Source organism: Gracilibacillus oryzae (genome assembly GCF_009498735.1).
Taxonomy (GTDB): domain Bacteria; phylum Bacillota; class Bacilli; order Bacillales; family Amphibacillaceae; genus Gracilibacillus; species Gracilibacillus oryzae.
Window position 1 is genome coordinate 56,606 of the sequence record NZ_ML762442.1, and the last position, 12,363, is coordinate 68,968.

General features: G+C 37.6%; 12 protein-coding genes. All 12 read right to left on the reverse strand.

What is annotated here, in order from left to right; genetic code table 11:
• Positions 1-31: 31 nt before the first annotated feature.
• Positions 32-1,006, reverse strand: coding sequence for a Gfo/Idh/MocA family protein (locus tag F9U64_RS17670; RefSeq protein ID WP_153406236.1), 975 nt, complete (start codon positions 1,004-1,006; stop codon positions 32-34).
• Positions 1,007-1,019: 13 nt separating this feature from the next.
• The gene (locus F9U64_RS17675) at positions 1,020-2,003 is read right to left on the reverse strand and encodes a Gfo/Idh/MocA family protein (protein ID WP_153406237.1); all 984 of its coding nucleotides are present in this window, start codon (positions 2,001-2,003) and stop codon (positions 1,020-1,022) included.
• 298 nt (positions 2,004-2,301) lie between these two features.
• Positions 2,302-4,560, reverse strand: coding sequence for a helix-turn-helix domain-containing protein (locus F9U64_RS17680; protein WP_153406238.1), 2,259 nt, complete (start codon positions 4,558-4,560; stop codon positions 2,302-2,304).
• A 373-nt stretch (positions 4,561-4,933) separates the two neighbouring features.
• Positions 4,934-5,029 carry a putative holin-like toxin gene (locus F9U64_RS17685; protein ID WP_139180278.1) on the reverse strand — a complete coding sequence of 32 codons (96 nt, stop codon included), beginning with the start codon at positions 5,027-5,029 and terminating at the stop codon, positions 4,934-4,936.
• A 113-nt stretch (positions 5,030-5,142) separates the two neighbouring features.
• Positions 5,143-6,816, reverse strand: coding sequence for a pectate lyase family protein (locus F9U64_RS17690; RefSeq protein WP_153406239.1), 1,674 nt, complete (start codon positions 6,814-6,816; stop codon positions 5,143-5,145).
• Positions 6,817-7,077: 261 nt separating this feature from the next.
• Positions 7,078-8,307, reverse strand: coding sequence for an EAL and HDOD domain-containing protein (locus F9U64_RS17695; RefSeq protein WP_194287431.1), 1,230 nt, complete (start codon positions 8,305-8,307; stop codon positions 7,078-7,080).
• 184 nt (positions 8,308-8,491) lie between these two features.
• Positions 8,492-8,815: a hypothetical protein gene (locus F9U64_RS17700; RefSeq protein ID WP_153406241.1), complete on the reverse strand. Its 324-nt coding sequence runs from the start codon at positions 8,813-8,815 to the stop codon at positions 8,492-8,494.
• Between the two features lie 155 nt (positions 8,816-8,970).
• Positions 8,971-9,387: an Lrp/AsnC family transcriptional regulator gene (locus tag F9U64_RS17705; RefSeq protein WP_153406242.1), complete on the reverse strand. Its 417-nt coding sequence runs from the start codon at positions 9,385-9,387 to the stop codon at positions 8,971-8,973.
• Positions 9,388-9,783: 396 nt separating this feature from the next.
• Positions 9,784-10,257 (reverse strand): DUF4367 domain-containing protein, encoded by a 474-nt coding sequence (locus tag F9U64_RS17710; RefSeq protein WP_153406243.1) that lies wholly within the window; start codon positions 10,255-10,257, stop codon positions 9,784-9,786.
• Between the two features lie 44 nt (positions 10,258-10,301).
• Entirely contained in the window at positions 10,302-11,225 is a 924-nt protein-coding gene (locus F9U64_RS17715; RefSeq protein ID WP_153406244.1) for a phosphotransferase, read from the reverse strand.
• Positions 11,226-11,326: 101 nt separating this feature from the next.
• A complete protein-coding gene (locus tag F9U64_RS17720) occupies positions 11,327-11,665 on the reverse strand; it encodes a DUF1048 domain-containing protein (protein WP_153406245.1) in 339 nt (112 codons plus the stop codon).
• A gap of 1 nt (position 11,666) precedes the next feature.
• The gene (locus F9U64_RS17725) at positions 11,667-12,005 is read right to left on the reverse strand and encodes a PadR family transcriptional regulator (protein ID WP_153406246.1); all 339 of its coding nucleotides are present in this window, start codon (positions 12,003-12,005) and stop codon (positions 11,667-11,669) included.
• Between the last annotated feature and the right edge of the window lie 358 nt (positions 12,006-12,363).

Here is a 12,363-nt window from a genome sequence, read left to right on the forward strand (position 1 = left end):
CCTCTATCATCTTTTATTTTTTCAAATAGAATTATCCTATGGAAATTGTTTTGACTTTCTCGGCAGATTCATATGCAGCCAGAATGACCTCTACTGCTTTTAAGCCATCATAGCCAGATGTTGCCGGGTCTTTTCCCTCTGAAATATTTTGAATAAAATCTCTGATTAAGCTTTCATTCATGCTGTCTCCCCAGCCAAGGTTCTGCTCACTATAATGAACGGTCGAGACTTGTACATACTGTTTGAAAGCATCGACAGAAAGAATGCCTTCTGTTCCGATGATTTCAAGCGTCACATCGGCACCTGAGGGATAGTTTCTGTTTTTGGACCAGCTGCAATCAAGTGTTGCGAAGACGCCGTTTGTAAATGACATTGTCAGCACGCCTGCATCATCAATCGGCTTATCATGAAAAAGCTGGTCAACTTCCGCATAAACTTCTTTCACTTCACTGTTAATCAGTGAACGAATAACATCGACTACGTGTACTGTATGATCCATTACAGCCCCGCCACCTGATTTCTCTTTGTCCACAAACCAGCCGCCTGGATTTTTGCCTCGATTGGTTGCATTTATTGCAAGAACTTCACCAATTGTGCCGTTGTCGATTTCTGCTTTTGCTTGCATAATTGTTGTATTAAATCTAACTGGATAGGCAACTTGCAGCAGGACGCCGTTATCCTTACAAGCTTGGATCATTTTCTCTGCATCCTCTATTGTTGTTGCCATTGGCTTCTCCACAAGTACATGCTTTTTTGCCTTAGCTGCTGCAACAGTATGTTTACAATGGTGGATATTTTCAGATGTGATAATAACAGCATCAATATCCTGCTTCAGCAATTCTTCATATGATGAATAAAAAGTGGCATGAAGGTTTTCTGCAGCCTGTTTTCCTCTTGTTTCATCTTCATCGGTGACAGCCGTTATTTCTACATCATCCAGCTGGCTGAAGGCTTTGGCGTAGCTGTAGGCATGCATATGGGCAAAACTGATTACACCAATTTTCACATTTATCTCTCCTTCATTCATTTAGCGTAACAGGCTGGCCTGTTTCCATTGAACGAATCGCAGCCATCGAAATTTCAATAGCTTTCATTGCATCTTCAGGTGTGATCAATGGTTGCTTATTGGTTTCCACACATTCAATAAAATGTTCGAGCTCTTTATGGTGCGGATTTTTATTTAACGGGCTTTTTTGAACAATGGAACCAGGTGATGAAGCTTCCCCATTTGTTGCAATACGTAAAGATTTCTGCTGGTCACTGTTATAGGAAATCACACCATCTGTGCCTGACATCTCAAATTTTGCTGTAAAGTGATGGTGTGTCCAGCTTCCTTCCACATGGGCAATTACGCCATTTTTAAAGCGCAATGTTACCAAAGCATAGTCTTTATCTTTGACCTTCTGAATCGAGATACCTTTGGCATACACTCGCTCCACCTCGCCAAAACACCATCTTAAATAATCAAAATCATGGATAATTAAATCTAATATAAGTCCGCCACTTTTCCCGGCATCTCCATACCATTTTTCCCATTTTGGAAAAGCACTTGTCCGGGACATCCTGACAACACCAGGTTTGCCAATTTTGGATGAGTCCAGCAATCTCTTGGTAAGCTGATATTCTGGAAAAAAACGGACAACATGTCCAACAAAAAGATTGATCTGCTCTTGTTTACAAAATTGAATGATTTCCATTGCTTCTTCCACATTTCTGCCTAATGGCTTTTCGCAAATAATATTTTGGGTATAATGGGATGCTTTTTTTATGTATGTATGATGCAGATCTGTTGGTAAGCATATATCGACAAGGTCAATTGTTGTTAGTTGTTCCATTGCCTCTTCCATTGATGAAAAGACTGGTTCACCATGTAAAGCAATTGCTTCCGCCTTTTGGAGATCTAAATCGACGATTCCCGCAACTTTTACATTGTCCATCTTTTGATAGGCATTCATATGAGTTCTGCCCATCACACCAGCTCCAACTAGTAATAGATAAGTCAAATTGTTATCCTCCCTTCACTTTTTAATTTGCAGCACCTTGCCGCAAATCAAAAGTATCACATGTCAGAAACAGGTGTATATATGTCGTTTTTATAAGCGGAAATGGCGCCATTACGCTATTTTCCGGCAATTTTCCAAAGAAGAAAAGAAGATCGACATATCCAGATAAATTTGACATACCAATATGGCTGCAATGCTGTGGATTCAGGCTTTAAAACCAAAATAAATCCAACATATATTACAGCTTGATTGATTATAAAAAAACCACATGTTCCTATAGAGACATGTGGTTTTCTTACTAGTTTTTTTCAACAGTTTGCTTGCGGTATTGGCCCGGTGTTAACCCTTCTGTATTCTTAAACTTCCGGATAAAGTTGGCCACATCAAGATAGCCAATATTCAGGACAATCTCCTTAATAGAGAGGTTTGTCTCCACTAACTGCCGCTTTACTTCACCCATTCTGAGGTTCCAGACATATTGCGTAAACGTAAAGCCTGTTTCTTCCTTCATAAATTTGCTTAAAAAGGAGACTGATACTTGTAATCGTTCGGCAGCATTTTCTAAACTCAATTGATTGGAAGTATATTCCTTGTGAATATATTCTAAAAGTTTCTCCTTTATCATCACATGTTGGTTATCTTTTCTTGTATTCACTTCCTGGCAGATCCCTTTAATTAATGCCTGGACATTTGTTTCCAGCTGTTGAATGGAATGAAAGTCTGCCAGTTCATTAACTGCCTTTATCGATAAATCCAGCTTCATTTCGTAAACAGTTTTAATAATAAGATTGATAATGTCATAACACATACATTTGACTAAATAGATCGACATTTTCTTCTCACTTATGCTTTGAATCATTTTATCCAATGTCTCCTTGGCAACCTTCTCATCACCTTGTTTCAAACTCTGGATAAACTTCGCTTGTTCATTAACAGGATACCATGCCTTGCTTTCTCCCATTTCACTTATATCATCGAAATAAATAACATCATTTTTTAATGCGACAGGAAATTCCACTGCAGCAGATGCTTCAATAAAAGAACGGTTCACAAGACTTAACTCACGGTATATTTTCCCAACCCCTATTGTTGGGGAAAGCTGGGTATGTTCACATATATGTTCTTTCAATTGGATTAGAAAATGTTGCTGAATCTTTTCTGCAGATTCTTCTTCATTGGTCAAATTGACAATCATACCTATACCGTTATCATGAATTAACTCTACACCATAGCCTGTCCCATAGGAGTTGCTGACTTTCTGGAGCAATGGAATTAACTCGTCCTTATGTACTGCTTGTTTATTTCTCTCCTGCTTTTTGCCAAAAGAGACTATTAAAACATAGAATGCATGATCATGAAAAATAATATCCAGTTCCTTAAACAGGTTCCTATCATTGTCCGCTTCCCCTTTGAGGATATTCATTAACAGCTGATCCCTGACAAATGGCTGCTGGATATTGACTTTTTCCTGTAATTTCTCACTGTTTTCCACAATGGAATCAAACGTGTGCCGGATTCGGCCAAGTTCATCCTCTCTTGACAGGCTGGTATTCTGTACAGGATGCTTTGTCTTTAAATATTGAAACAGACTGTGAATCGGTCTGTATTGCTTTATTGACAAATAAATGGTGAAACTCAGGCCAATAAAGGCAATCAGTGTGACAATTAATATAATCGATGTTCGAAGGTCCGCTATACTTCCGTAAAACTGTGCGGTCGGCATTGCGGTAACATACTTCCAGCCATTCACGTCCGACTGCATCGAGATAAGCGAGTAATTACTTCCATTAATGTCTTTACTGATTACATCAGAAGAGTCTGCCATATCAATGATTGTCTCCGTTTGAACTCTTTCGCCATGGTTGATCGATGTGAGCAGTGTATTATCTTCTGAGAAAATATAAACATTCCCATCAAATTCACCTAACAATGGGTTGATTAAACTATTAATCGTCTTTTCCTTTACCATAAAAGTAACCGTTCCTAGTGGAAAAGGATTGTCAACAGGGACCGGAAATGTATAGGCAATCATCTTTTTCTGCTTTTCCTGGTTACCAGCTAACATTATGGATTGGATGACAGGCTGATTCGCTACATATAGTGTGTTGGTAAATGCTTGTCTGTCCTGTTCTGTAAATGAATACACATTGTTAATATAGTTGTCAATCGTGCCTATCCCGCTGGTTGTGTAGACATGGTCATCTGCACGGTAATGAAGCAGGAGACTCTCGGCAATCGAACTGTTAATATGGTATCGCTGCAGTTCTTCTATTGCGATCTTATCTGAATAAGGATTGGAAACCATATATGGTGTTAAACGTTCATCAAAGGAGATCTTGGCAGCTATCTCTGACAGCTGGTTCATATGGGAATCTGTTAAGTCTCTTACCAGTTCCAGTTTGTTTACATTGGAATGAACAACTTCTTCTCGCAGACTATTAACAGAATTATTATAAAAGATAGCACTGATAATAATAAATGGGATAAGAAAGACGAGCAAATAGGAAAAAAAGAACTTATAAAAGAGAGATGAGGTTAAATTTTTTAATTTGCTCAATTTATTTCCTCCTAATAAGGATTATACAAAACTTTCGTTCGATATAATCTTATCAGTTGATTGTTAAGGAAATATTAATTTTAGTTAAAAATTTCTCCAAACAATGTCAGGGAGGTCTAATATCAAGGACTTTAGTATAGAATAATGGGTGAATAACTGAGGGTATGCTGCTTGAGAAGAAAAAGGTTTCATTACCCGTAATTCGCATGTTGCTTTTGATTTTGTAACAGCATATGTTATAATAAATGTAAGAAAATATAAACTAAAACACCCGCAGCGGTAACTGCGGGTGATGGATAAGCGGTTCCCCGGAGGATCGGCTATCACTGTTGGATAGACCTCACCTACTCACTTAGTCGGTTAATAGGGAGGTCTATTTTCTGTTGATCAATGTGATGATCAAAGCGAGTAACGAAAGAATAAACGTACCAAAAGAAAACAGCACGACAAAGCTTTCGTACATACTCATAGCATCACCCTCTTTCAACAGGGGATTAGCCGACCTAACCCTAAAAGAACGTTATCCTATTCTATTATATCACATTTTTCACGAACGTATATTCTAGCACTAGCTAACAATTCTCACTTTTTCTTTGAACTGTTATCTGTGTTTAACCAGCGGATTGGGCTATTATTCACTTTATTAACCCCGGCATATTGGGTAACAGTTGGTACAACACTGTCTAAAGGAACAACATTATACGTATATGGCAGTTCTTCATCATAATTATATTGGAAAGTAAATGGATCTGACGGTGGATTCATCTTCTCCATATTCTCACTTCCGACAATATGAGACGACCATGCCCAGTTGCCTATCGTAGCCTTGTCATGCCACACGAATCCTCTGGTAAAAAGATTCTCCCCATTATTATCCCAGCTGCTTCCTGTATATGTGCCATATTTATTGGAAATATGAGAGTTAACGATTAAATTCCGGTTATAGGCATGTTGAAAGAGTTCTGCCCATTGTTCATCCATGTTCTTTGTATCCAGTCCTTGAATTTCTGCACCAATGATCGGCTCTGTAATATCAACAAATACAGAAGTATCTGCTGCAATGGAAGCACCATTTCTTGCATTAAGTGCTCGGGAAAGAGTGTCTCCGCCTCCAGCGTATTCCGCAATCGCGCTGACATTTTCCAGCACCTCTTCATGTGTCGAGTTGTCCAGATAAAGGTTGTAAGCATGACCAGTACCTTGGCGTATCATTGGAATTCTCTGCCCTACGTTCGTATAACGATTATAAGCAAGGGTTAAGCGAATTCGCTGATTGCCGTCCTTATAATTCGTTCCACTGCTGCTTACATAATCCATATAATCCTTGTCCCCTGAACCTGTTAAATGCACTTTGCTGTGAAATGCCGCAAATGCCATGATCTGTTCTTTCGTTGCTCCAGCATTGCGCATATTAGAATACACACTGTCAGAACCCAATTCTCCCGCATTATATTTTGCTTCCATAAACTGAATCGATTGATAAATATCGCTGTCTTTTGCTGGTGTCTCATCTGCTGGCAAGCCGAATTCAGACCAGGAAATCGTAATATTGGAGCCACCATTCTCTGTATCAATTAATCCATCTGCCGCAATTGAGAATTTACTGTGATCAATCCAGACATTATTCGCACCATTTACCTTAATAAATGTCCACCCAACTTCCTTGTGGTTGCCTGTATCGTCCCATTGCCACATGCCATCAAAATTCATATTTCTTATTACAATATCATTCGTTGATCGTTGCAGATTGATTTCTGTATGCCTGATTGTTTTCCCCTTTTTCGAAAAAATCGTCAGCCCATCCACATTATTAACATCCAGTTGCGAAACACCAGAGGCTGCCAGGTTTGGATTGGTAAAGCCGTTCATCGGATCGCGATATTGTTTAATAAAACGATATTTCTTCTGTTCTTCTTCTGTTAAATTTAAGGCATTCCAGCCAAGGTTTAAATCTTTCGCCACCTCGATTACTTTCACACTGTCATTTCCAGCATCAAGGATTGCCTGCAGGAACTCTCTTTCTGTCTTCACCTTTCGATAATAAGAGGTCCCTATATATTGACTACGATCATTTACACCTTCGGCAGCGTATCCAGTTACTGATAGAAAACTTTGGTCATAGTCTTTTATACTCCTTGTCGTGTTAGGGATAGAATCAATCTCTGCTGCACTTGCTGCTTCTATGCCACTGAGAAAAAATATGGATGGAAAGATTGTGAGCATAACGAAAAATATGATTACTTTGTTACCTTTCATTTCTATTCCTCCTTTATAACATGGTTGTTTTATCCATTGAATTCAAAAAAGGATCACCCTTTTGAAAACGGATTCAACTAAAGCATACCATAATCTAAGGTGCCGGAAATATGTAAAACTTGCTGAATTAATATTCATGAATTGTTAAAACAAGCATCAATCAAACCAATTACTCATGACCATTTTCATAAGAAAATATAAACACAGCAAAAAGCCCCTGGTTCATTATTAATCGCCAAGGACTCCTATGCTCAACTAGCTCTAATCCAATAATTTAAACATCCATTGATTTGCTTGTTGATATGCTTCATATACAGATACAGAGTGAAGGTTTAGTTTTTCTGTTAATTGATCAATCTTCGTCCAGTTTGCCTCCTCATAAGCTACAGCGAGCTGATAAATATCTGTCAGCAAACCAGGTTCTTCTTTTAATGCAGATTCAATTCGGTTATCTAACGATAAAGTATTTACTAATAGATCCAATGGCTGACAGAGAATTGCAGGCAGCTGTGAAAAATAGCCTACCAGAAATGCTTCTGGCTGATATTGCTGTGCTTTGAATTCTGCCAGGTTCTCACACATTTTGGCACGGTAATACGAACTTTTCACAAGTGCGTCGATTCCTTGCTTTTTGGTATGGTTCATGGAATCTCTTAGTGCAAGAATATATAACCATTTTTTGATTTCTTTTTTACCTAATAAAACAACTGCACGCTCAATCGAATTAATCCGTTCCATTCTCTGGTATGATGGGGAATTGATTAATTTTAGCAACTTATAAGAAAGAGATAAATCTTGTTGAATATACTTCGCTATATTAATTAAATAGAGATGATCGATTTGTTGAATCAGATCAACATAGGTTAAAAAACCGGAAGGAATCTCCACCATTTTCACCACTTTTGGCTTCATAAAGAAATAGCCTTGATACAGATGATAACCTGCCTTTCGGGCTTCGTTAAAGTCCTCGTCTGTTTCCACCTTCTCTGCGATCAGACGAATATGCGGATAAATCGAGCGGACAACTGCTGCGATTTTTTCCCTTTCTTTATTGTTGGAAGTGGCCATGAAATCTATTTTTACGTGGGTTAGATACTGTATCATATCAGCATCATGCCATTCCTGGAATGACTCTGGAGTAACATCATCTAATGCAAGCCTGTAACCACTTTCGGAGAGGCACTGAATTTTTTCTTTCATTTCTTTCGTTAGTGGAATATCTTCTAATAATTCAATAACAATATCATCTGGGGAGAAATGGGATAATAAATCTTTGCTAATTAAATTTTCTGTGAAGTTTATAAACACAGGATGAGATCCTGCTAATTGTTTAATCCCAATATTTAAAAATGCATGAATCATTACTTCAACAGTTGCTAAATCACCATCCCACTGCTGTGGTGCTTTTTCACTGCGATATAACAGTTCATATGCACATATTGTTTGATCTCGATCTAATATTGGCTGTTTTGCTAAAAGAACATTCTTCATCATAAATCCCACCCTGACTTTGTAATCGATAAAAAAAGACTAGAAAAATATAAATATCTGTAAATAAACATTACTTTTAATATCGACTAATAGCAAGGGAATCTTTAAGGATTTATAATAAATTTTGGAAATGGTTAAATTTTCATATAATTGATAATCGAATGAGTGATCAACCTTTCTTTTTTTAAACAGCCTGTTTTCTTTGCGGCTTCACTCTGAAAGCTAAAATTCCCGCGATTAATAAGAAAATAAAAGCAATCGTGAAAAATAGGCCATTAGTATAAATACCGTAGATCGCAACAATAAGTAAACCTGCCCCACTTAATTTGTTCCATTTCCATGCGAGAAAACCAAGGAAAATGGAAATAATCGAAACCCAGAACAGAGCAGCTTCATTACTTGTCACATAAATATCACCAAACACCTCACCCTTGGCTGTGACAAGAAAACCACTGAACGATCCAGACAAACCTCCTAAAATGGATAGTACTGTTACCAGAATTATCATTTATATTCCTCCCTCGTTTAATGAATGGCTCAAAATAGAAACTCATCCAAAAACTCTTGACAGGAACTATTTTAAGGAGAGAACTGGTAATATTTATGTCAGTAAACAGAATTTCGGATAAAAAAACTGACTACAGGATAGAGTCAGTATTGGTTTTATTTATTATTTTTAATTACCATCGATAATTTATAATTGACATGCTTGTTTAAGTCGATCAAAAAGTTATCCAGCAACTCATTGGAAGGAAATCTGCACTCAAGCAGGTAACAGCCATCACCGCTGATTTTATAGTTATTGATGATATATTCCTTTTGTTTTTCTGTGAAGGATAAGTATGGCTGGTGATAAGAGCTTTTCGTATAAATGTTTAAAAAAGCATGGATATGAAAACCCAATTTGATTTGATCGATGTTAATGGAATACCCTTCAATCACCCCATTATCCTCTAGTTTCGCGACTCTCGCGGAAGCAGCTGGTCCTGTCAAGTGGACTTTCTCCCCCAGTTCTTTCATCGTAATCCGGCTGTTTCTGGAAAGCTCATCTAATATCAGCATATCCGTTGTATCTAACATTCTCTAATTCCTTTCATTCATAAAGTCAAAATACCAAAAGACTTTATTTAAGCTATGTATTCCTTTATTTTCACAGTATAAACGAAAGATAGAGGAAAGAAAAGTAGTTACTATATATGTATATAGAGCACATTCGAATTCAACAGGTGTCCTAGAATATGCAGTCAGGAAATTTCTCATAAACCATTCTTAGATAATCCAGATAAGAAAGAAAAGCATTTCCGGAAGAAAAAGGAATTGCTAACGAAATATATGTACCTAAGCAGATTATCTAATTGGATCCCAACTTGGTGGGTTCCCCAATGTTAGAATCTGCTATCGTTTCAGAGATAGACCTACCCTAAGTGCTGAGCGGTTATACGGGAGGTCTATCTTATTCAATAAGGAAATTAAGAATTATCGAATCAAGTAGAAATTTTCAGCTATTGTAAGCATGTCCTCCTTTGAGATAGTGCCACTCTTAACAAACAGTTCATAATATATATTATTTTTATCCCATTTCAAAATTTTTGATCCATCATTTTCCCCGTATCTTCCTTCTACATTCTCCGTAATGGTTACTTTCTCTTCCGTATATTCTAAAGCGTTTTTCTGAAGGCCTGCCCTGTATGTTATCTCTTCCTGGTCTTCGTTAATAAAACGAACAGTAATATAATTATTCTCCATTCCAGCTAAACTCGCTATATCTACATTTGTCTCTACTGGTTCAAATGGAAGCAGCTTCGGGACTTCCGGGTTAAAAGTCAACACATGAGATGATTCTGTGATTTCTTCTTTGTCATAATCTACAAACTCCTTGGAGTCTGAATGAAAATTGCATCCAGCCAGGATCAGTACAAGTGTCATAACGATGCAAACAGATTTCTTCAAAGTGATGCCCCCTTTGCTATGGACACTGTAACATAAATTACCTTTTATTGGAAGGAATAATGCGTATCATTCAGCATGACCCTTATTAAACTGATAAATAGATTTCTTTGAACAGGATCCTGCCAGTCCTCTTCATATTCAGCCATCAACCACATCACTTCATCAAGGAAAACGTGCTGTATTGCCTTTTTCCACAGTGATTTTTCCTTATCGGTCAACGTTACATATTGTTGATACCCTGATAAGAACAGTTTCCATTCTTCTATTGTAATCATCCGATCAGGTGCAGTGTTATGCTCATTATGAAAAAGTAGTAATGCTAATGCCAGATCAAAGATTCTTGGTATCCAAGCCGCATTATCTGGATCAATTAGATATGGTTGTGGAATAAAAATGAGATTATTCGCTTTAAAATCATGAGGGGTTGCGACATGGGGTAATCCTGCATTGTGTATCACTTCTTGAAATCTCACACTTTCTAGTAACTTTCCTTTTAATCCTGTATTGATTTCTGCTTCAGCTTTTTTTGCATGTTGTATAATGGCGTTCATGCTCTCTTCTACCTCTTGTTGAGTGAAATCGTAAACATCATATGCAAGTAAATTAAAATTATTGGTAACAGGAGAAAGACTATGAATTCTTCCTAATAATGCTCCAGCTTCGTATATTTCTGTTTCTTTTCCTGAATATTTCTCACCTTCTATAAATGGATAAACAACGTAATTTGTTTCCTCAATTTTTTGTGGATTATCTACCGGCAACTTAACAGGTGTGACCACATTAATTCCGTTCTCTCTCAGCATCGCAGTATATGCCATTACATTGTCCGCTTTCTGTTGTGTACGTTTTACGATAACATCATTTCCTCCATAGCTTACGCGAAAAACGGGCGAGAATGGATAAATACTTACAGGCTCCTCCTTCGCCTCCAATCCAAATTTAGTTAGTATCTCTTTTCCACTGGTCATTTTCATTTCCCCTTGCCGGTTTATTTTAAAGTAGAGTAAACACGAACATTATTCGTGTTTACTCCGTGTTGATATGAAAAAAGTTTCTCTTGAATTTTTAATTAGTCACGAGCAATCGTATTATTCAGCTTCTCGCGATATTTGTCTCTCCAAGTTTCCGTATCCTTTACTAGGTCATCGCAAAATGCAGCCACATTTTCACCCGTAAGGTCCGTAACTTTCTTGCCATTAGCTGCCCCTTCTTCAAAAAGATCAAGAATACCGCCGAAAATACGTTTCGTGTCCTCCCAGTTTTCAGGACCTCCAGCAGTCCACATATATTTTTGAATCGCTTTATAAGCATTATGGTATTCGCTTGGAAGCGACTTCGCACGTGCCTCCATTTCCTTCCATTCCCGCTTATCATCCAGACTGCCGATAATTTTGTCAATTAGACTCATCTTATCTTCTCCTTTTCATTTCATTCGTTTTGAGTTCGTTAATCTTGCTCGAGATAAAATCCCATTTATCCCAAAATGATTCCAATTGTTCTCTGCCTGCTGCGTTTAATGTATAGAATTTTCTCGGTGGACCTACAGTGGATTTCTTTTTTTCAATGTCCACGAGGTTGTTTTTCTCTAGCCTCATGGTAATCGTATAAACAGTGCCTTCCACCACATCCGTAAAGCCAAGTTCCCGCAGCTGCTGGGTAATTTCATAGCCATATGTTTCGCCACGACTGATGATTTCAAGCACACACCCCTCCAGCAGCCCTTTCAGCATTTCTGTATTATTTTGCAAATTCATCCCTCTTTTGACGATCACTGTTATTCAGTACTTTGTATTACAGGTATTCAGTATCACTTACTACTAGTATAGTAACGCAGAGTAGTTTGTTTTGTCAAGCATGTTTTTTGGGAAAGTTTGTGATCGCGAGGGTTATTGGTTTTTAATAGTGAATATGCTAATCAGAAGCAGAGAACTTCAACAATAATTGTTATGATTGAATCTTTTTATCAAACTGTTTCGTATGTAATAAAAAATAAGATGAAATGTGCATGTTGGAACTTTAAATGAACTAAAGGAGCATTCCTGTAATGAAGAAATTTGAGGTTTGAATACAAAAAGCCTCCTTGGTATGATACGAGGTGTCCGATCG

Coding starts and splice junctions, on each gene's coding strand:
- F9U64_RS17715 (WP_153406244.1), bottom strand. CDS start 11,225: ATGACCAGTGGAAAAGAGATACTAACTAAATTTGGATTGGAGGCGAAG.
- F9U64_RS17695 (WP_194287431.1), bottom strand. CDS start 8,307: ATGAAGAATGTTCTTTTAGCAAAACAGCCAATATTAGATCGAGATCAA.
- F9U64_RS17700 (WP_153406241.1), bottom strand. CDS start 8,815: ATGATAATTCTGGTAACAGTACTATCCATTTTAGGAGGTTTGTCTGGA.
- F9U64_RS17705 (WP_153406242.1), bottom strand. CDS start 9,387: ATGTTAGATACAACGGATATGCTGATATTAGATGAGCTTTCCAGAAAC.
- F9U64_RS17690 (WP_153406239.1), bottom strand. CDS start 6,816: ATGAAAGGTAACAAAGTAATCATATTTTTCGTTATGCTCACAATCTTT.
- F9U64_RS17720 (WP_153406245.1), bottom strand. CDS start 11,665: ATGAGTCTAATTGACAAAATTATCGGCAGTCTGGATGATAAGCGGGAA.
- F9U64_RS17685 (WP_139180278.1), bottom strand. CDS start 5,029: ATGAGTATGTACGAAAGCTTTGTCGTGCTGTTTTCTTTTGGTACGTTT.